Here is a 20,037-nt window from a genome sequence, read left to right as displayed (position 1 = left end):
TCCCTTAATCCATGGCAATTTTTAATGAAACTATGGAGAGGTTACTATGATAAACATTAGCGCGTTGTACATATTGTTGTTCCAAACGCAAGGTCACTTTTTTCAATGCAAAATTAACGCCTCCACCAACTTGGAATCCATTTTGATTTAAATTAAATTCAGGCGCGGTACTCACTAATGTACCTGAGATAAGCGGACGGCTATTTGAAAACTGGACAACCTGAATTAGGCCTCCATTGATAAAAGGTTCTATGGTTTGGGTGATTTTGTAGCCTATCTCCGCGTTTTCTAAAAGATACGATGACTTATTGGTGAGCGGTGCTATGGTATTGGAGACTAAATTAGGGCGGAAAAAATAAGTAAATCCATTTTGTTTAATTTCGTTATGCAAAACACTAAAAGCACCGGTAATTAAAAAATTATGAAAAACAGTGTTATATAAAGTACTTAAACTTACAAACCAATTATTGCTATGATTCGTAGCTGAAGCAGTTTGTTGATTAGGCGTATTAGGCGCCATTAATGAGAGATAATTAAGCTTATTTTGTCCATAACCACCATAAAAATCGACAAATAAATGGGGCATAATCGATTTTGTTAAATGACCAAAAAGCGAATTGTTATGGATTGATTGGGTTGTTTTAATAAGCGGGGTAGGAAAAATAAGCACGTTAGACCCCAAACTCATGTCAGCCCTGTAAATAAATAAACCTCCGGTAAGCCCCTTCATTATTTGCAGGTTATTGGCCCCTAATGCATAAAAATTTGAATGGCCTTGAAAACTGTTATAATTCGCAAATTTAGCTGATTTAAATTTGAAATCGCGATAACTATAAATGCCTTGCAGGTAAAATAGAGGATTATTATTAACCCCTGTTGTTTGCTTTTCCTTATTCAATGAGGTAGAGGCAAAACTTGAAATGAGATAAAACGAACAAAATAAGCTAAGTACAATCCTTTGTTTTTTCATGGTATCCTCAAACAACAAACTAAAATCAATTATACACCGGAAGCGCAACATTTATAGTTACATCTATGTGGCCGAGAAGCAATAACGGCTTCCCACTTTTTATCCCAATTATTGCTTGTAATAGCCATTCTCATGCGAAATGAGCTCAAATTGACTTAACTTAAACACCATAATTATTTGAAGTGAGTTTCATTGTTGCCAAATAAAAATTGATGAGAAACAGGGGGCTTACAATTATTGATCCGCAATGTTTCTTTATTTTTCCTTAATCCATTTTGCCCAATCAAGAATACATTATTCAAAATTAGAGTTCTGCGATCAGCGTTTCATAAGATTGGCTTGTTAAGCTTTTTAATATGAGCTTAAGAAATTAATCGTAAAACCATGGCGGTATACGAGAAAAATTTGGAATGCCTAGAACAAATAAATCAATTTCATAATTATAAAAACCAATTGGAACATTTGAAAAATGTTAATGAAATCAAAAATAATTCAGAAAATGAAGTAAGCCATAAAACATTACACACAGTGTAGGAAGAATATTATGTCTAATAAAGAACTCATTGAAAAAGTAAGAAGTGCATTAATCAAGCTGGCTAATCTACAAAAAGCAGACCTTGAAGATACGAATGATATGACAAATTATAACGAATCCACTTCTCAAATAATAAAAATCAGGGCGCTTATCAATAGAAACTTTACCCCTGATAAAATTTTACCTATTGTAGAGAACTTGCAAAAAAATGCTTTAGCTGAACTGGAAAGCGAACTCCCGAAAATGATCGCGAAACATCAAATGGAAGAAGCCGCGAAACTATATAAAGAGATCAAAACAAACATCAACACGCTTGTATTTGAATTAACGGATCAGCAACCTTCTCCATCGATTGCAAAACCTTAATTTAAAAGTCTGTCATCCCAAATTTCTCACGATAGCAGACTTCTTAAAGAAGAGAATCATATTTCACAAGAAATAAAACAACTAGTTACATCATTCGCATCATATATTTTTCTAATTTTATCAGTAATTAACTAATTTTTTTATATCACATATAAATTCATTTGGTTGGATTAATCAAGATCTGATTGTTCTAATTGTGTTCTCTCTGGCTCGATATCGCATTTGGTGAGTAATACTGTGGCTTAAAGAAAAACGGATAAGTTTCATTTTTCCAAAAAAGAATGTCACCGATAAGGCGAGTTAATTAATTTTTAGCAAAATTTTTAAAATTTTACAGGGTGATCATCATGCCAAAATTTACTAAAGAACAAGATGCAAGATTAGAATTAGGTAAGTTACTAAATAGCCTTAAAATAAAGATAAAAGATGCAGAACAATCTTCTGAGGCACAACTAAAACTTCGTTTATGCAAAGAAATAATAACTGAATATAATGAATCTATGGAAACTTTAAGCCATATGGACGACTACAGCAAGAGAACTAAGCGTTCTAGAAAAGTAGCATTTAAAGAGATTAAAGATGAATTGAAGCACCAATTAGCAATAACTAAAGGGATCTATATAACCGAACAACTGAACCGAATATTTGATAGTAACAATTTTAGCACGCGCAAAGAACATATCAGCACAATTAAAGAAGTGATTTTGTTCACTAAAACAGCGACAAAGGATAAAAAGGATGTGTTAAAAGGACAAATACAAGAAGCTAAAAAATTATTAAAAGAACTGGAACATCAAGAGCAAGAAGAAGCTTTGGTTAAAAACACGATAATAGATCAACCAGTACTCATCCCACAAGAACTCGAAGCAATTACCCAGGAAGAAGCAAAAGTCATTTTAGAAACAGAAGTAATCACCGCTGTAATGGATAATGAAAAAGAAAAAAATCTTGCAAATGAAACAGAAGAAGCTCAAATTACCCCGATAGAAATGCATCCACCACTTTCTAACGAGACGGCAATAAGTGCGAAAGCAAATGACGTAGATATGCTGCAGGATCTTCTTAACAAGGCGAATGAAAACGACTCCCAAGTCATTGGAAGAAAATACTTTTTAGACTTCATTACTGCTCACAAAGAACAATTTAATGCTTTGATGGTTAATCTTCCGGAAGAGAAAAAAGCAACATTTATTGAAGATATGGCTCCCCTACAAAACCTAACTCAGGCTGATAGTGTGAAATCCACAGTATTAGCCACGATGAGTTGGGTTACAATGCCAATGACAGTGATGGTTAGATCAATAGCGCCGTCCATGGTCGAACGGTTCAATTCCTTGCTTCCTGAAACACAAGACAGTTATTGCAAAGCACAATTAAAGAAATTAATTTCAGAAACATTAGAGGACATGAGACGCAATGAAGCAACAGTAATGCATAAAGAATTTGACGCAACGGCACCAGTAACTCTAGATAAAGAAGAAACAAATAAGCGAGCACTGAAACCAATTACAATACAACAACAGTTTGAACCAATATCCGAGGAAGGAGTACAAAAAGCTTTAGATAAAGTGCTATTAAATGCGCAACAAGAACACCAGCAAAATTTTGTACCAATTGCCAAAGCAGCAGCACAAAAAGCTTTCGATAAAGCACTATTACAGGCACAGCAAGAACACCAGCAAAATTTCGTACCAGTTGCCAAAGAAGCAGCACAAAAAGCTTTCGATAAAGCACTATTACAGGCACAGCAAGAACACCAGCAAAATTTCGTACCAGTTGCCAAAGAAGCAGCACAAAAAGCTTTCGATAAAGCACTATTACAGGCGCAGCAAGAACATCAACAAAACTTCATACCAATTGCCAAAGAAGCAGCACAAAAAGCTTTCGATAAAGCTCTATTACAGGCGCAGCAAGAACATCAACAAAACTTCATACCAATTGCCAAAGAAGCAGCACAAAAAGCTTTCGATAAAGCTCTATTACAGGCGCAGCAAGAACATCAACAAAACTTCATACCAATTGCCAAAGAAGCAGCACAAAAAGCTTTCGATAAAGCACTAGTGAAGGCGCAGCAAGAACATCAACAAAACTTCATACTAATTGCCAAAGAAGCAGCACAAAAAGCTTTCGATAAAGCACTAGTGAAGGCGCAGCAAGAACATCAACAAAACTTCATACCAATTGCCAAAGAAGCAGCGACCAAAGCGCTAGCGAAAATGCTAATTGAACAGAAGAGCGAGTATTTAAATTTTGTAAAACAATTTAATGTGATTGTTTTGGATCTACAACAAAAACAAAAGCACAACGCAAACTACAAAAATGTGACTCAAGTCGCCTTAAATTTGTATGGCAAGTTAAAAGATGCCGCACTTTTTTTTGAACAGCCCTCTGCAGAAGGCTTTGAAGTATTTAAACAGTTTTGCAATGGCAGTTTTCATGAAGCGGCAAGAGAATTTAAACAACACCGTGATTTATGGCATACAATTCATCCCATTCTCAAAGGTATATTGGGTGTAGTCGCAGCGCTTACTGTAATCCCTGCGTTATTGGTTGCTACAACAAAAACAGGATATGTTAATACATTCTTCAAAACACCTGAAACCGCATCATCTAAAAAATTACACCAACTCAAAGAGATGCTCGAGAGCGTGGAAAATGAAGTGGAGCAAAAAATAAAAATACAGTAGTTCAAACGCGATCTGACAGCTCCAGTTTTTCAGGAGGTCCTGTCAGATCAAATTCCGCGATAACGTAATACACTCATTGAAGCATAATAAATATCTAATGAGCCCGAACTATTTTTCAATGGTGTGGTATTGCATAAAGAGTACGAAAGATATCAGGTAATGGGACTGATTTATTTTGCGTATAATCCACCCAAACAATTTTACAGCTACCATGCGCCATAAGGACTTCATTGTGATAAAGCTCATGATCCATCACCATACTGGAATTACCAAGACTATGAATTTTAGAACATAAAGTAACCCTAGCAGGGTAAACCACCGGTTTTAGAAAAGTACACGCCACATGAATCACTACGGGACCAGTGTTTTCCGTCATATTAATATTTAAGTCTCTTAACCATTCAATACGCGCTTCCTGAAAATACTCAAAATATCGTGCATTATTTACATGCCCTAGGGCATCCATGTCGCCCCATGCAATAGAGAACACTTTTTTATGTATTTCAACTTTTTGCTCATTCATTTTTGATTCCAATTTGATATTTTATTAAGATAAATCTATAGGGTCCACATCTATATTCCAGCGTATACCATTACTTAATTTATTTTTTGTAAGCTCTTCACGCAATTGGGTTAAAGCATTTTTTAGAACTTTTCTTGAAGATGATTTGATCAATAATTGCATCCGATACTGATTGGCTTTACGTGGCATAGGCGCTGGTGCAGGCCCCATAACGATCATAGCGGACGTTTTTATTTGCTCTTTAACCGCATGTAAAAATTTGGATACATTTGTTGCTGCTTTTCCCTGCGCCCGGACTACTGCCAGATAATGAAACGGTGGCATTTCGGCTTGCTGACGCATGGTTAATAAAACATCTGCAAAATGATCATAGCCCTGCTGAATCAACAAGTTAAGTAAGGGATGATCCGGCATGTGGGTTTGAATTAAAACGTGTCCTGCAGAATCTGCACGTCCTGCACGACCTGAAACCTGGGTTAGTAATTGTCCTAAATGCTCCAGAGCACGGAAATCTTGGTTGTACAGTCCGGCATCCGCATCGAGAACCACTACCAAAGACAGGCGCGGAAAATGGTGACCTTTTGCCAACATTTGCGTGCCAACAATCAGCTGAGCCTCGCCACTATGGATTTTATCTAAATGTTCGTCCATAGAATTCTTTTTACGCACTGCGTCGCGGTCGATACGCACAACTTCTACATGAGGAAAATACATGCCCAAAAATTCATGAATACGCTGGGTACCTGCTCCTACGGGAATCAACTCCGTGCCTTGGCAATTCGAGCAATGCCCAGGCTTTTTTTGCGTCAAACCACAATGATGACAAATCATCTGCCCTATTTGTTTATGGAGCGTCAAATGGCTATCGCAAGCACGACAATCAACCATCCAGCCACATTGATGGCATAACAATACTGGCGCAAAACCACGGCGATTAATAAATACCAAAACCTGATTTTTTTTTTGCAGGTGTTCTTGGATCACATGCAAGGTTGGGGTTGCTAAACCATGTTGCACTACTTGAGAGCGCAGATCTACGAGTTGGTAATGCAATGGCGTTGTCGATAACGCTTTATGAGTTAAGCGCAACAATTTATATTTTTGCTGTTTGCTATTATAGATGCTTTCAAGACTTGGTGTGGCTGAACCCAAGATGATGGGAATATTTGCCAAATTTGCCCGCATTAATGCCGTATCACGAGCCGAGTAACGCACCCCTTCCATTTGTTTTAAAGAAGGATCATGCTCTTCATCAACCACAATTAGCCCTAAAGCAGGCATTGGAGTGAAAATAGAAGCTCTAGTTCCGATGACTATCTTCGCTTTATTTTCTTTTGCCAATTGCCAAGAAATTTGTCGTTCAGATTCATTTAATCCAGAATGGATCACTGCAATAGCTTGTTGAAAACGCGCCGTAAAACGGGCTACTAATTGTGGCGTTAACCCAATTTCAGGAACCAAAACTAAAACTTGCTTCTCTTGCCCCAAAACTTCAGCAATCACCTGCAAATAAACTTCCGTCTTACCACTGCCCGTAACTCCTTGTAATAAAAAGCATTGATAATGATTTAGCTGTTCTTTAATCGTCGTGACAGCAGCCGCTTGTTCTGAATTCAGCATCAATGGCGGTAATGGTGAAATTTTTGCTGGTTGAGGAAGTAAGACTTGTTGCGATTGAGAAAGAATTTGTGCGGCGAGTAAGTGCCCCAATTGATTGGTATTAAATCCTTTTTGAGTTAAATCGCGTTGAGCAACAGGCTCGTGTTGCGTACTTAAAAATTCGATAAGTTCTAGCTGTTTATGCGCACGAGCAGAAATACGTGTTTTAGCCTCATCCAAAGGTAATGCTAATTGATAAAAATCTCCCATAGGCAATTGGCAGGCGTGGCCCAAGCGATATTTTTTGGGTAAAGCCAAAGGTAATACTTCCGATAAGGGTGATTGGTAATAACTTCCTATCCACGAACATAAAGTCAATATTTTTTCATCAATTACAGACTCTTCATCAATAATAGCGCTGATGTTTTTTAATAATACACTATCCTGCAACGAGTCATTCGCGCTGATTACAATTCCAAGCCGTGTTTGTTTGCGAAACGGAACCCAAACGCGGGCACCGATACGGGGAGAAAATTCATCGGCAATATAATCAAAATAATCTCGGTTGGTATGGGGGACACACACTTGATAAACAGTATTGACTGTCATTTGATGTGCCGATAAGGTGCTTAAATCCTTACCTAACTTCATAGGTGCGCTCCTTATCTTCTGGCATTTTTAGCTCTGCAATCACTTGCAGAAGAAATTTATTCATCCGCTCTTTGCCATTCATGGCTGGCGGATTGTCCAGGAGCAGAGAAAACCTTGACTACTACCTTCTCAATGCGATGCCTATCCAATTCATCTTTATCTTGAATTAACTCATGAACAAACCACTTTGAAAGCTCTTCGACGGTAATATTGGTTACTGGTAATAAAGTGACATCTTCCTTAAGAAAAGGAATTTTTTTATAGTTGAACGTAAAATAATAATATGCGTCATCTTCAGCATATTCTAAAAAAGGGGAAAATTGCGGCATCAAAAAAGTTTGGTTCAAATAACGACATAATTTATGGATGCGCTCTTTATAATAACGGTAATCAAAGGTCATCCCATTTTCTTCAACCCAGGTAGTCAATGCAAGATAGACTCCATACATATGACCATGCAATGGTTCTCTTTCGGTGGCAGAGAAGATTGTAGTATGACCAGCAGAAAACTTCATCGATTCTTTTTGCAGTTCTACAGTAGTAAGATATTTTTTTTCGTTCATAAACTCACTCGTTTATCATTTAGTTGAAATCCATGGAAAGCAACATCCATCTCTTTGCTCAATGCGATTACTTTAAACAACTCACCCATTTCACTGGGTTGTGTCAACTGTTTTATCGCTTGTTTTGCGCGCATCTGTTCTAATTCACTTGTCGACGAATGAATAAAGCTTAACAAACCATTGGCCAGCAAAAAAGAGGCTTGATTGGTATAACCTGCAATATGAAAACCTGCTTGTTGTCCGGCCTCTGCTACATGGGTAAAGTCTACATGTGCAGTAATATCTTGCTCTCCAAGATGCAATAAAGGATTTGAATGACTATGATGCTGATAATGACACATCAAAGTTCCCTGATTTCGATCGGGATGATAATACTCATGGCGTGGAAACCCATAATCAATCAAAAAAACAACACCTTGCTTCAGCATACGATAATTATTCAAAATCCAATCATCAATAAAGAGATTGACCTCTGAAAGATAAGGGACACCTAGCGAAGTTATTTTGTGATTTATATAGTGTTGCAAACGCTGATTTTGGCAAGGTTTGAAAATCTCAATCAATTGTTGATGTTCGTTTAGACGCACATAACTTTCCATAATCCCGTGTTCGGTGTTCATAAAACGATGCACAGGCATGGCATCAAGGACTTCATTCGCCAAAACCACGCCATTAAACGGGGTTTCTGGCCAACGATCCAGCCAAGTGACAAGATACGCTAAATGAGGAATTTTTTGCGCAATCATTTCACGTTGGCGATGACTTAAATTAGCACTGACCTCAAGGATGTAATAGGCTTTGGGCAAAGAATTATGTTCTGCAAGATGCTCTAATATAGAAACACAAAGTGCACCAGAACCCGCGCCAAACTCAAAGATTGAAGGTGAATCAAGGACATCGAACACTTGCAGGCATTGATTTGCTAAAGTCTTGCCAAACAAAGGTGTTAATTCAGGAGCAGTGATAAAATCGCCATGCTTCCCTAATTTTTGCAATCCCGAACTATAATAACCTTCACTTGGAGCATACAATGCGAGTTGCATGAATTCTACAAAAGGAATCGCTTGGCGTTGGGTCAGCTGTTCTTGTAGTGTTTGTAGTATACTCATAACGAAAATGACTAAAAAATCTAGGAAAAATACCTTGAAATTCGAAAAAACACAAGAAGCAAAGCTGGCTTTAGTTACAGGTGGGGCGCGCCGTGTTGGTGCCGCAATAGTCCAAAAGTTACATGACAGAGGATATAAAGTAATTATCCATTGTCATCAATCATTGCAAGAAGCCCAACTTCTTGCAAAAGGCCTAAATACCCAACGTACAAACAGTGTTTTTGTGGTACAAAAAGAATTACTTGATCCTCGCGCTGCTGAAGACATTATGACTGCAGTAAATGATTGGGCTGGGCGGTTGGATTTACTCGTGAACAATGCATCTCTTTTCCTACGCACCGAAATGACATCCTTTAGCTCACCTGATTGGAATGCTTTGTTCGATATTCATGTCAAAATCCCATTTTTATTAAGTCTTGCCGCCCGTCCTTTACTAGCAAAGCAATCCGGATCCATTATCAATGTGACTGACATCCATGCGGAAAATCCCCTGAAAGGATACTCTGCCTATTGCCAAAGCAAAGCGGCCTTGGAAATGCAAACAAAAAGCTTAGCGCGCGAATTCGCTCCTGAAATCAGAGTGAATGCAATTGCTCCGGGAGCGATCATCTGGCCAGAGAACTCCAATACATTAACGCCAGAAATACAAGAAAAAATTATTACAAAAATACCTTTAAAAAAGCATGGCAATCCAGAATACATTGCTCAAGCTATTTTAGCCTTAGCTGAAAATCCTTATATCACCGGACAAATTCTTAAAGTTGATGGCGGAAGAAGTATACTGAGCTAGCTGACTATACATACGAACATCTTGCTCATTAGTACTGTAATAGTAATACTCTTATTGGCTTTTTTCATACATTATTTATTTTTATCATGCCTTGATCATACTGCCTTAATATAAATCAAATACAATAGACGCCTACATAACAATTTTATAGGGTTTCAAATGAGATACTTGAAAGGTGTTACGGTATACTATTGGAGCGCGAATCATATTGCGCTTAATGTGACTCAAGGCGAACATACTTATAAGGATGGCACATTTTCTCCAAAGTATGATGAGGAAGAAAATCTACTGCATTCTGACAAATTCCGAGCTCTGACACATGATAGCGATCCGGAGTTACAATGTACCTCAAACATTGTCCCAGAAACTCTTAAAGATTTTATTAATACTTATTTTGATAATAAAAAAAGAAAACATCCCTCCCTTATTGATGATTTTTGGGAGGATTGTTCACTTTATATTCGTGAAGACCAGGTTGAATTACTGAAATCGCTTTATCAAATCATGATCGAGCACCACGCATTTGATGATGATGAAGATTTAGAGGATGGTTATGATGACGATGACATTGAGGTCTTAAGACAAGCAGGGATTGAAGCTAAAACTGGTTCAGAAAAACGCACTGAATCATTAACCCAAGCCGAAACACATGAGGCATTACATCCTCTGATAGAGAAACTACGAGAAGAGAGGACGGCTCTTGAAAAGAAATATATTATTTTAGAGTTTGTAGAACAACTAAAAGCTCAAAAAGGCCTGGGAATTGACGTTGATGGTGCTGATGAAGATACTATGTACGGCAAATTGCCTCTTAAGGAATGGGTTTTACCGTTAGGAAATTCACTTACCTTAGACGATAAAAATGACTACCTTGAGCATTTAAATTTATTCGGATTAAATGTACAAGGAATAGAAAATGGTATAAAAAAATTTGAAGATCCAAAAGATATTGTACATCGAGGAGTCAAAGAAACCTATTATAAATTTTTTAGTAGGTATCATAATTGCGCAGGATATTCCCGGTTCCTACTCGAGCAAGGTGGGATTACTGCTTTTTGCTCCACTAATGCACTGGAAAAATTTGGCGTAACCGATCCGGCTTTATACGATGCCTACATGGCTAAAGTTCAAATCACTTTATCAGAGCTCAATCAAAAAGCTCGAGATTTAATGAGAAATGCAGGAATTACCCCCAAACCCCTTGATTCAATTGATACGAACTATTTAGCTCATTTCAAAAAAGGTGAGCCAAAGTTTGATGAATTACCGAGAGAAATTCGAAGCATTATTGATGAATATAATCAAGAATTAGTTGATGTCAGTTATGAACATAAAATAAAAATTTTAGCCAATCTTGTTAATAAGCTGCACAGCAATCATATTAAACAACCCGAGATCATTGACGCTTTTCAAAAGGAAACAAGAAGAAACTATGAGATTAATTTCGATGCCCAATTCTCTCATAATCATTCATTTCAATTGAAATGCTTGGGAGCACTATCAGCAATCAGTCTTGGCGGATTAGCAGTTGGTATTCTGGCCATCGCATTTCCACCCCTGATTCCAATTACGTTGGCTGCCGCGGTGGTTATTACTGCGGTTGCCGCCACAACTCTTGTTGTTGCAATGGGATTATTCGCAAAAAAAATGCAACCCCAAAGGCCATCTACTGAACCAGGCATAGTGAACCTAAACCATCACAACAACACGGCGAGGGATGATGAATCAGATCAAGAAAATACGGATAATGCATTGCTTAATCCTATATAACATAAGCTCGGGGTAGCGATTCTTGCGATCGAGTAGAGGCATTATGCCTCCTGCAACAGGGATTTCTGCTCTGGCACCTAGGCGCCTTAAGAAAAATTGACGCCTGGGTGCAAAACGGAGATTCAAGTTGATGAAGACCTTGGCATTAATTCTGCGCTTTTATTTGTTGCAGCCAGGTTTCTAAAACAGAAATAGTTCCATAACTCTCTAATAAAGAGATCCGCTTTGAATTTAATACATCTTCATTAAGGATCATGTGATTCATTAAATCAATTTGATAGGTATATAATGAAGCCTCGGCCGCTACGTGAATTTCCAGTGCAGGTTCATTATGCCGGTAAAGTACAAGCCGATTATTGTCTTGTGTTGGCAGCCAAGGATTCGTTACTACCTGCAAATGACCTTCAGTCCCATAAACATCAAATTGCCAATACATCTCTATATCATCCGCTGTAGATACCACTGCCATTGCATTATTTTCAAATTTTAAAAGAATACTTGCTTGATTATCATTGTTACTGCCAGGATTTGTTCTACCCATTGCTTTTATCTCAATAGGTTCAGCATCAGCTAAAAATCGTATTAATGAAATGGGGTAGCATCCTAGATTACGAATACATCCACCGGCAATAGGATTGGCGATTTCAGCAATGTTTGCAGTATAAGTCGCATTATATAGTTTGACCTCTCCAATGCTTTTATTGCAAATAACTTCTTTTATTTTTTGCGTCAAAGGATGAGATCGATACATCAATGCTTCCATGCAAATGACCCGAGATTCTTCAGTAATTGCAATCACTTCTTGTAGCTCATGTACATTCATGACTAAAGGTTTTTCACAAAGAATATGCTTCCCTGCTAAAGCGGCACGAATGATCCATTCTTGATGTAAATGGTTCGGCAATCCAATATAAACTACATCAATTTCAGGGTTATCCAGTATTGCTTGATAATTATCATAATAATGAGGCACCGCAAATTTTTCTGCAAATGATTGTGCAGTTAATTTTGACCGGCTCCCTATGGCCTCCAATTGACCCGCAGAAGACTCTTCGATAGCGCGTGCCATAACTTCGGAGATATAACTTGTCCCAATAATTCCCCACCGAATACTATCTCTTCCCATACTAAGTCTCCCTTTCAGTCAATTGCCTCTGTTGCAGTAACATGAAAAAATGCGCTATCTTTTCTAAAGAATCCAACTGATAAAAACGATTCAACAAGGAGATATCCAACACTTTTCCAAAATAGTAACGTATCAAAGATTTACTTTGTAAAACAGCTTTATACTCATCTTCTAATGCAGCAAGGCCTTGTAAGTGCCTTATAAAGAGATTAATTTTTTCAGAGAAGCTGACGGCTATATTTTTTTGCGCCAATAACTCTTGATAAAGCCAGGGTTTACCGCTTCCTGCACGCGATATCATATAAGCATCGCAACCACTTAGTGCCACAGCTTTTTGCAAACTATCAAGATCATGAATATCGCCATTAGCAATAACTGGAATCGCTAAACGTTGTTTGATGCATGCAATTTGATGTAAATCTGGAGTTACTTCATAATCATCAATCCAACGACGGCCATGGACAATCAATGCATCGGCCCCTGCCTCTTCAATTTTTTTTGCCAAAATAAAATCCTGCTCATTTCCCTGGATGCGAATTTTAACGGTTAAAGGTATCGTCAGTGCCGCGCGCACTTCATTAATAATTTTCACCAATTGGTCTGGGGTTTCAAGTAATGCGCTTCCAGCACCTTTTTTACGGATTTTAGGCTTGGGACAACCACAATTTATGTCAATAATATCAGCACCATAGCGTTGTAGTTTTTGTGCTGCTTGCGCCAAAAGATGGGGTTCTCTACCTGCAATCTGATAAGAGAGAATCTGTTCTTCTGGAGCTCGATAAATATAGCGAGAATTTTTTGAGTGTTTGTAAAGAATATCCATTGCAGAACTCATTTCAGTCACACAGTATGCTGGTGAACGATAATCATCAAATAATGTTCTAAATGGGGCACAACTATAGCCTGCTAAAGGACCTTGGATAAGTCGATGAGGGAGTGTTAAAGATCCAATTTTCAAAGAACTGTTAATAAAAGCGTGCATCGATTTAATTCATGGATATAATGAGTGCGAATTTTAACATACTTGAAAAAAAATCGAATTAAATAGGATAAATCCTTCATGGACAAACGTTATTTATCTCCTTTAGAAATACTCAATATTGCCACACAACATGCCTATGCCGCAGATTATTTGCTTCAGCAACTCACGCATGGCACGGTGAGGGACGCAGATTCTCTAACTCTATTAACACCAGTCACTTCATTGATGTATCAAGCCTTTCAACTTACATTAAAAGCTTATTGCTTGCATGAGCATCGTCCAATCAAGGAATATAAGAAGCTCATGGAACTGGTAGAATTAAACAGTCATTTGGGATTCTCGCACCAAGAAATCCTTTTATTAAAAACATTGACCAAACAGCAGGCTTTTCACAAAGGCACTGATTTTGATCTGTGGGAAAACCAGCAACAACTTCATGTCTTTTGTGAAGAAATACTTTCCCTTTATCAGCGCTTACAAATGATGATGCCTTTGGAACTTCACCCTGATTACCAACGATAGTTTTTTTAAAAACACTGCCTCTTCCAGCTGTAACCGCTACCTTTGCCGATGCCATGGAGTGTCTAAAAACAGAGTTAGATTGGTTTATAGCGAAGCATTTGTATTTTTTATCAATTTTTCAAAAAGTTAATAACAAATCCCCTTCGAGGTCGGTCAACTAATGATCAACTGGTGTCTGTGGGACTTGGCAGCAGATGCAATTCACGTTAGGATAAGTTCTTTATTTTAGAACCTGTTGACAATTCATTCTAAGTTGTCTACTTCTCGAACTTTATGTGCGAAATTCAGGCTATATTGAATCGATAAGTATCATGTTACTTGAATATCATCAGCGCTGACCCCACATGTAAAGAAAGAACGACACGTAAACTTAGGAGGCATATGTCAATAGCCTCTAATCTCAGTATTGAATTTATTCATATTTAAGGTAGAAAACTATGGAGCAAGTAGAAGACAATAAAACTGAAAATTCGGTGCAACATCAAATATTACAGTTAAGTCATCGCTTAAACTCGCAAATTTTAGGCCAGAAAGGATTAATTTCACGGCTGCTCATCGCCTTACTTGCTGATGGCCATTTATTGGTTGAAGGAGCACCAGGCTTAGCAAAAACACGTGCTGTTAAAGAGTTATCGGATGGAGTTGAAGGCAATTTTCACCGCATCCAATTTACACCCGATTTATTGCCTGGGGATTTAACAGGAACAGATGTATACCACCCACAAAATGGCTCTTTTGTTTTTCAACCAGGCCCAATATTCCATCATCTGCTTTTAGCAGATGAAATTAATCGAGCCCCTGCTAAAGTACAATCTGCGTTACTCGAAGCCATGGCAGAAAGACAAGTTACTATAGGAGGCAAGACTTATCCGTTGCCGGAATTATTTTTGGTCATGGCAACTCAGAATCCTATTGAACAGGAAGGAACGTATCCTTTGCCCGAAGCACAGTTGGATCGATTTTTAATGTATGTAAAAATTAGTTATCCTGATGCGCAAGTAGAGCATGATATTTTAGCGCTATCTCGCAAAGAAGCATTGGGTCTAGCGATGGCCAACAAGCCAGTTGCAACTGAAAAATTACCCCAGAAAATATTATTTGAAGCGCGTAAGCAAGTACTGAATGTTCATACTAGCGAAGCATTGGAAAACTATCTGGTACAATTAGTGGTCGCTACCCGAAATCCTGGCGTTTATAGCGAAGAATTAGCAAGATGGGTACGTTTTGGTGCCAGTCCTCGTGCTACCATTGCTTTAGATCGTTGTTCAAAAGCTCATGCTTGGCTTTCAGGAAGGGATTACGTAACTCCAGATGACATTCATGTGATTGCTCATGATGTCTTACGACATAGAATTTTATTAAGTTTTGAAGCTGAGGCAGAGGGAATTAATAGTGATGACTTTATTGACTCCTTGTTACGCTTAGTTGCTGTTCCTTAGACTTGCTCTTCAAGTTGTTCATGCTTGCTTTTTCACAATATAGACTCCCCGCGGAAAAGTCGCAGGAAGCTGGTATTGTAGGAAGTCAAGAAATAACTTGAGGATCAAGTTAAAGAATCTAATAGGCTAAGTATTATGAAGTACTAGAGGTTTTTATGGCAAATGGTGTTGTTGCAGAACTCAATGAACTGATTGAATTAAGACGTTATGTACAATCTGTTCGTTATCATCCAGAAGGTAAAGCGATACGCTCGGGCAATCATTTATCCAGATTACGTGGCCGCGGGATGGATTTTGCTGAAGTAAGAAATTATCAAGCGGGTGATGAAATTCGTCACATGGAATGGCGCGTCACTGCACGTACGGGTAGACCCCATGTCAAAGTGTATCAAGAAGAAAAAGAGCGTCCTGTAGTCATCCTTACTGATTTTAATCCTTCAATGATTTTTGGTACTCGCATCGCATTTAAATCCGTCATCGCCGCGCGATTAACTGCCCTTCTTGCCTGGACGGTAATTAAGGAAGGAGATAGAGTGGGCGGCTTATTTTTTTCAGCCACCGAGCATAGTGAGTTTACACCTCGTAGCCGCGATGTAGGAGTTCTTCCTATTCTCGCCTCGTTAAGTCATTATACGGCGCAAACCGAAGAACAACGCGAAGCTCAGCCAAGACAACTCAGTGATGTATTAATTCGCTTGCATCGTGTGATTAGACCAGGAAGTATTTTGGTTATAATCAGCGACTTTTATTCTCTGGATAATGAAAGTGAACGGCATTTAAATAGGTTGCGTTCGCACAATGACATTCTGGCATATCATATTTGCGACAAAATAGAGCTTGCGCCACCAAAACCACAGCAATATGCGATTACCAATGGAAAACAAGAAATAATTCTTGATACCAGTCTGCAATCAGTAAACATTGCTTATGAACATTACTGCCAGCAGCGCATCACCCAACTACAAGAACAATTACGTCGCTTACATATTCAGTATGTTCAAGTAACTGCGGATCTCGATTTAGCTCCGTTAGTACGTCAAACTTTTCCGAGGAGGTCATCCCATGGCTAACACTGACCCCTTGGCGCAATTAAAAGATATACATCTTCCCACACCTGTAGGCTGGTGGCCTCTAGCCCCAGGCTGGTATATTGTTATTGCACTTATTGTATTAATATTCATCTTTATTTTATATTGTATTTACAAGAACCATCGTCATGCAAAAGCAAAAAATTACGCTTTAATTTTATTAATGAATTATCAAAAAGAATTCGAAAACGAACGCAATGCAGCCCTGACAAGTGCCCGTATTTCGGAATTATTACGCCGAGTCGCCTTGGCCTATTATCCAAGAAAAGAGGTTGCCAGTTTACATGGCGAAGACTGGCTGCGATTTTTAAATGAAACAGGTAAAGGGATAGATTTTAACTTGGTAAAAGAGATGCTTTTAGATGCCCCTTTTAAAACAGCTCAAACCATGGATCTCACCCCCTTATTCAACACTGCACGACTTTGGATTAAACAACGGAGAGTGCCATGTTCGAATTAGCTAATCCTTTGATTTTATTATTTTTTCCTTTGCCTTTAATTATCTGGTTTTTAATGCCAAGGGTAAAAGTGAAATTACCTACTGCATTAAGAGTGCCTTTTTTTGCAGCTATGATCGATATAGCAGATCAGGAAAAGCGATCTATTTCTGGGCAGCACTCACTGTTAATACCGGCCTTAGTATGGTTATTGCTTGTATTTGCGTTAGCTGGGCCACGTTGGATTGGCGCCCCTAAGCCCATTTCTCGTGAAGGATATAACATCATGATGGCCTTGGATTTATCAGGGAGCATGGAAATTCCAGACATGATTTTGCATGGAAGACCTACAAGCCGTTTGAATATAGTAAAAAGCGCCGCAGAGCAATTCGTGCGTGATCGCTCTGGTGATAAAATTGGTTTGATTCTTTTTGGTACCCGAGCTTACTTACAAACACCTCTAACCTACGACCGACATTCAATACTTTTACGCCTTGAAGATGCCACAGCAGGACTTGCCGGCAAAACGACTTCAATAGGCGATGCGGTTGGCCTTGCTGTCAAACGTTTAGATAGTGCTCCTCAAAAAGGACGTGTTATTATTCTATTAACTGATGGAGCGAATAATTCAGGCGTACTTGCTCCACTAAAGGCCGCTGAATTAGCAAAAGAGGAAGGAATTAAAATTTATACCATTGGTTTAGGTTCTGAAGCTGATCCCAGAGCCCTCGCCGGTGATTTTCTTATGCAGAACCCAGCAGCAGATTTAGATGAGGAAACCTTGAAAAAAATGTCTGATATGACGGGAGGACGCTATTTTCGTGCAACAGATACTGAATCACTCCATTCAATCTACAAAACGATTAATCAACTAGAAACAATAAACCAAGAGCAGGCTACTGTACGTCCACAAAAAGAATATTATCCCTGGTTTGTTGGTTTCGCATTACTTCTTTGCTTCTATTGGCTGTTTGAAAAAACCGATCTGGTTTTAAGATTAAACTTTTCAGCAGGAAGAAAGGAGGCACTAAAACCATGATTGCGACTTTTCATTTTTTAAGACCGTGGTGGCTTTTGATGATCATGCCTTTATTAGGATTGACCTTGATTTTATGGCGACAAAAACCCATGTTACATGCGTGGTCTGAGGTGTGTGATCCGCATTTGCTCAATCACCTACTGCAAAAGAAAGAACAAGGACAACGAAGGGGGTCTTTGTTGTGCTTAATAATTTGCCTTTTATTTATGATTTTAAGTATTGCAGGACCTGCATGGTATAAATTGCCTGTGGCGACCTATAAGCCAACACAGCCCAGAGTTGTGGTTTTGGACATGTCTGAAAATATGATGGCAAATGATTTAACACCCAATCGCTTAAGTCGCGCTAAGTTTAAATTGCACGACTTATTTGCTCATAAAGAGGTAGGTCAATTTGGCTTAATAGTTTTTACTAGCGAACCTTTTGTCGTCTCCCCTCTTACTGATGATGGACAAACCATTTCATCATTACTTGCGTCTTTAACCCCGGATATCATGCCAGTGACAGGTCAAAATTTAGATAGCGCATTAAACGAGGCCAGCGCTTTAATCAAACAAGCAGGTTATAATCAGGGACAAATCCTAGTCATGACTGCGGACTCCCCTTCAAGTGAATCAATTGCGCTTGCAAAAAAACTAGCAGAGTCAGGCATTTCTTCCTCAATCATGCCAGTCAAAGCAGATAAAAATTTAAATCCATTATTTCAGCAATTTGCCCATGCAGGGGAAGGACAATTAATAAAATATACCTCCGATTCAAGTGATTTGGATCAGTGGCTCAAATCAGGAAATACCAACAAATTTACTCTTAGTGAAGACCAAGATATCCCACTTTGGCGCGACGAAGGGCGATGGTTTTTAATCCCTGCGTTGCTGTTACTCTTACCCGTGTTTCGACGCGGTTGGATGCAGAGGGTAACCGTATGAAGCGCTGTCTCATTTTTTTATTATTTTTATTCTATTCCTTCTCTGTTCATGCCTTTAATTGGCTCGATTTATGGATTACTCCAGACCAACAGGGGCAAGATTTAATGGCGAAAAGTCAATTTAAAAAAGCCAAAGAGACCTTTACACGAAATGATTGGGCAGCAACCGCTGCATATCGGGCTGGAGACTATCCAAAGGCAGCAGAATTATATAAAAATCTAGGAAATGAGCAGGGATATTATAACGAAGGAAATGCTTTAGCACATATGGGAAAGTACGAAGAAGCCCTGAAAGCTTACAATAAAGCATTAGCAATTAATTCATCAAACCAAGACGCACTTTACAATCGTAAATTGGTTGAAGATCTTTTAAAGAAAGATAAAGAAAATAATCAAAACCAACAAAACAAAGATCAACAAAACAAAGATCAACAAAACAAAGATCAGCAAAACAAAGATCAACAGAACAAAGATCAACAGAACAAAGATCAACAGAACAAAGATCAACAGAACAAAGATCAACAGAACAAAGATCAACAAAACAAAGATCAGCAAAACAAAGATCAGCAAAACAAAGATCAACAGAACAAAGATCAACAGAACAAAGATCAACAGAACAAAGATCAGCAAAACAAAGATCAACAGAACAAAGATCAACAGAACAAAGATCAACAGAACAAAGATCAACAGAACAAAGATCAACAGAACAAAGATCAACAAAACAAAGATCAGCAAAACAAAGATCAGCAAAACAAAGATCAACAGAACAAAGATCAACAGAACAAAGATCAACAGAACAAAGATCAGCAAAACAAAGAACAACAAAACAAAAAAATAAAACCGCTCAAAGCAGTGAAGCTCAAACTGAAGCTGAGCGAGAAAAACAACAAGCCAAAGAACAATGGTTACGTTTGAT

17 protein-coding genes and 2 pseudogenes are annotated in these 20,037 nt (G+C 38.3%); 11 read left to right on the top strand and 8 right to left on the bottom strand.

The genetic code is table 11. The features are described from left to right. Positions 1-4: 4 nt before the first annotated feature. A complete protein-coding gene (locus EL220_RS00600; RefSeq protein WP_027272431.1) occupies positions 5-970 on the bottom strand; it encodes an autotransporter outer membrane beta-barrel domain-containing protein in 966 nt (321 codons plus the stop codon). 544 nt (positions 971-1,514) lie between these two features. On the opposite strand from EL220_RS00600, the gene EL220_RS00595 reads away from it, so the two are divergent. Continuing rightward, positions 1,515-1,871, top strand: a complete 357-nt coding sequence (locus EL220_RS00595) for a hypothetical protein (RefSeq protein ID WP_027272430.1) — start codon at positions 1,515-1,517, stop codon at positions 1,869-1,871. Between the two features lie 347 nt (positions 1,872-2,218). Further along, on the top strand, positions 2,219-4,558 hold the full coding sequence (locus EL220_RS18430) for a hypothetical protein (RefSeq protein ID WP_232002560.1): 2,340 nt from the start codon (positions 2,219-2,221) through the stop codon (positions 4,556-4,558). 115 nt (positions 4,559-4,673) lie between these two features. Here the strand turns inward: EL220_RS18430 and EL220_RS00585 are convergent, their stop codons facing one another. The 4 genes from EL220_RS00585 to EL220_RS00570 are packed head-to-tail and all read right to left on the bottom strand — an operon-like array spanning position 4,674 to position 9,003. Then, positions 4,674-5,081: an acyl-CoA thioesterase gene (locus tag EL220_RS00585; protein ID WP_027272429.1), complete on the bottom strand. Its 408-nt coding sequence runs from the start codon at positions 5,079-5,081 to the stop codon at positions 4,674-4,676. A gap of 24 nt (positions 5,082-5,105) precedes the next feature. Beyond that, the gene (locus tag EL220_RS00580) at positions 5,106-7,331 is read right to left on the bottom strand and encodes a primosomal protein N' (RefSeq protein ID WP_051544801.1); all 2,226 of its coding nucleotides are present in this window, start codon (positions 7,329-7,331) and stop codon (positions 5,106-5,108) included. Between the two features lie 56 nt (positions 7,332-7,387). After that, the gene (locus EL220_RS00575; RefSeq protein ID WP_027272427.1) at positions 7,388-7,894 is read right to left on the bottom strand and encodes a 6-pyruvoyl trahydropterin synthase family protein; all 507 of its coding nucleotides are present in this window, start codon (positions 7,892-7,894) and stop codon (positions 7,388-7,390) included. Further along, the gene (locus EL220_RS00570) at positions 7,891-9,003 is read right to left on the bottom strand and encodes a class I SAM-dependent methyltransferase (RefSeq protein ID WP_027272426.1); all 1,113 of its coding nucleotides are present in this window, start codon (positions 9,001-9,003) and stop codon (positions 7,891-7,893) included. Before EL220_RS00570 ends, EL220_RS00575 begins: the two co-directional genes overlap by 4 nt. 34 nt (positions 9,004-9,037) lie before the next feature. Between EL220_RS00570 and EL220_RS00565 the strand changes: the two genes are divergently transcribed. Together EL220_RS00565 and EL220_RS00560 are read left to right on the top strand one after the other, a co-directional pair. Beyond that, a complete protein-coding gene (locus EL220_RS00565; protein ID WP_027272425.1) occupies positions 9,038-9,793 on the top strand; it encodes a pteridine reductase in 756 nt (251 codons plus the stop codon). A gap of 159 nt (positions 9,794-9,952) precedes the next feature. Next, positions 9,953-11,563 carry a hypothetical protein gene (locus tag EL220_RS00560; RefSeq protein ID WP_027272424.1) on the top strand — a complete coding sequence of 537 codons (1,611 nt, stop codon included), beginning with the start codon at positions 9,953-9,955 and terminating at the stop codon, positions 11,561-11,563. Between the two features lie 145 nt (positions 11,564-11,708). On the opposite strand, the gene EL220_RS00555 is transcribed toward EL220_RS00560, so the two are convergent. Together EL220_RS00555 and EL220_RS00550 are read right to left on the bottom strand one after the other, a co-directional pair. Then, complete coding sequence (locus EL220_RS00555; RefSeq protein ID WP_027272423.1) at positions 11,709-12,689, bottom strand: Gfo/Idh/MocA family protein; 981 nt, start codon at positions 12,687-12,689, stop codon at positions 11,709-11,711. Position 12,690: 1 nt separating this feature from the next. Beyond that, on the bottom strand, positions 12,691-13,671 hold the full coding sequence (locus tag EL220_RS00550; RefSeq protein ID WP_027272422.1) for a tRNA dihydrouridine synthase: 981 nt from the start codon (positions 13,669-13,671) through the stop codon (positions 12,691-12,693). A gap of 78 nt (positions 13,672-13,749) precedes the next feature. On the opposite strand from EL220_RS00550, the gene EL220_RS00545 reads away from it, so the two are divergent. The 7 genes and pseudogenes from EL220_RS00545 to EL220_RS19740 all read left to right on the top strand — a co-directional run. Next, complete coding sequence (locus EL220_RS00545) at positions 13,750-14,193, top strand: hypothetical protein (RefSeq protein ID WP_027272421.1); 444 nt, start codon at positions 13,750-13,752, stop codon at positions 14,191-14,193. 437 nt (positions 14,194-14,630) lie between these two features. Beyond that, positions 14,631-15,632 (top strand): AAA family ATPase, encoded by a 1,002-nt coding sequence (locus EL220_RS00540; protein WP_027272420.1) that lies wholly within the window; start codon positions 14,631-14,633, stop codon positions 15,630-15,632. A gap of 155 nt (positions 15,633-15,787) precedes the next feature. Next, on the top strand, positions 15,788-16,702 hold the full coding sequence (locus EL220_RS00535) for a DUF58 domain-containing protein (RefSeq protein ID WP_027272419.1): 915 nt from the start codon (positions 15,788-15,790) through the stop codon (positions 16,700-16,702). Then, positions 16,695-17,180, top strand: coding sequence for a DUF4381 domain-containing protein (locus tag EL220_RS00530; protein WP_027272418.1), 486 nt, complete (start codon positions 16,695-16,697; stop codon positions 17,178-17,180). Before EL220_RS00535 ends, EL220_RS00530 begins: the two co-directional genes overlap by 8 nt. Further along, positions 17,168-18,196, top strand: a complete 1,029-nt coding sequence (locus EL220_RS00525) for a vWA domain-containing protein (RefSeq protein ID WP_027272417.1) — start codon at positions 17,168-17,170, stop codon at positions 18,194-18,196. The genes EL220_RS00530 and EL220_RS00525 overlap by 13 nt, the downstream gene beginning before the upstream one ends. Next, complete coding sequence (locus EL220_RS00520; RefSeq protein ID WP_027272416.1) at positions 18,193-19,122, top strand: vWA domain-containing protein; 930 nt, start codon at positions 18,193-18,195, stop codon at positions 19,120-19,122. Before EL220_RS00525 ends, EL220_RS00520 begins: the two co-directional genes overlap by 4 nt. After that, positions 19,047-19,424, top strand: a pseudogene (locus EL220_RS19740) (hypothetical protein); the annotation flags it as partial. The gene EL220_RS00520 and the pseudogene EL220_RS19740, both read left to right, overlap by 76 nt. A 13-nt stretch (positions 19,425-19,437) precedes the next feature. On the opposite strand, the pseudogene EL220_RS19735 reads toward EL220_RS19740, so the two are convergent. After that, positions 19,438-19,833 (bottom strand): annotated as a pseudogene (locus EL220_RS19735) (pentapeptide repeat-containing protein); the annotation flags it as partial. Positions 19,834-20,037 lie beyond the last annotated feature (204 nt).

Source organism: Legionella sainthelensi, assembly GCF_900637685.1.
In the GTDB taxonomy this organism is placed as follows: domain Bacteria; phylum Pseudomonadota; class Gammaproteobacteria; order Legionellales; family Legionellaceae; genus Legionella; species Legionella sainthelensi.
This window is presented reverse-complemented; position numbering and strand designations above follow the sequence as displayed.

What these genes read in the sequence shown, in the direction of transcription:
- EL220_RS00570 (WP_027272426.1), bottom strand. Translation starts at nt 9,003, where the DNA reads ATGAGTATACTACAAACACTACAAGAACAGCTGACCCAACGCCAAGCG.
- EL220_RS18430 (WP_232002560.1), top strand. Translation starts at nt 2,219, where the DNA reads ATGCCAAAATTTACTAAAGAACAAGATGCAAGATTAGAATTAGGTAAG.
- EL220_RS00525 (WP_027272417.1), top strand. Translation starts at nt 17,168, where the DNA reads ATGTTCGAATTAGCTAATCCTTTGATTTTATTATTTTTTCCTTTGCCT.
- EL220_RS00595 (WP_027272430.1), top strand. Translation starts at nt 1,515, where the DNA reads ATGTCTAATAAAGAACTCATTGAAAAAGTAAGAAGTGCATTAATCAAG.
- EL220_RS00555 (WP_027272423.1), bottom strand. Translation starts at nt 12,689, where the DNA reads ATGGGAAGAGATAGTATTCGGTGGGGAATTATTGGGACAAGTTATATC.
- EL220_RS00550 (WP_027272422.1), bottom strand. Translation starts at nt 13,671, where the DNA reads ATGCACGCTTTTATTAACAGTTCTTTGAAAATTGGATCTTTAACACTC.
- EL220_RS00600 (WP_027272431.1), bottom strand. Translation starts at nt 970, where the DNA reads ATGAAAAAACAAAGGATTGTACTTAGCTTATTTTGTTCGTTTTATCTC.
- EL220_RS00560 (WP_027272424.1), top strand. Translation starts at nt 9,953, where the DNA reads ATGAGATACTTGAAAGGTGTTACGGTATACTATTGGAGCGCGAATCAT.
- EL220_RS00520 (WP_027272416.1), top strand. Translation starts at nt 18,193, where the DNA reads ATGATTGCGACTTTTCATTTTTTAAGACCGTGGTGGCTTTTGATGATC.
- EL220_RS00545 (WP_027272421.1), top strand. Translation starts at nt 13,750, where the DNA reads ATGGACAAACGTTATTTATCTCCTTTAGAAATACTCAATATTGCCACA.
- EL220_RS00585 (WP_027272429.1), bottom strand. Translation starts at nt 5,081, where the DNA reads ATGAATGAGCAAAAAGTTGAAATACATAAAAAAGTGTTCTCTATTGCA.
- EL220_RS00530 (WP_027272418.1), top strand. Translation starts at nt 16,695, where the DNA reads ATGGCTAACACTGACCCCTTGGCGCAATTAAAAGATATACATCTTCCC.
- EL220_RS00540 (WP_027272420.1), top strand. Translation starts at nt 14,631, where the DNA reads ATGGAGCAAGTAGAAGACAATAAAACTGAAAATTCGGTGCAACATCAA.
- EL220_RS00580 (WP_051544801.1), bottom strand. Translation starts at nt 7,331, where the DNA reads ATGAAGTTAGGTAAGGATTTAAGCACCTTATCGGCACATCAAATGACA.
- EL220_RS00575 (WP_027272427.1), bottom strand. Translation starts at nt 7,894, where the DNA reads ATGAACGAAAAAAAATATCTTACTACTGTAGAACTGCAAAAAGAATCG.
- EL220_RS00535 (WP_027272419.1), top strand. Translation starts at nt 15,788, where the DNA reads ATGGCAAATGGTGTTGTTGCAGAACTCAATGAACTGATTGAATTAAGA.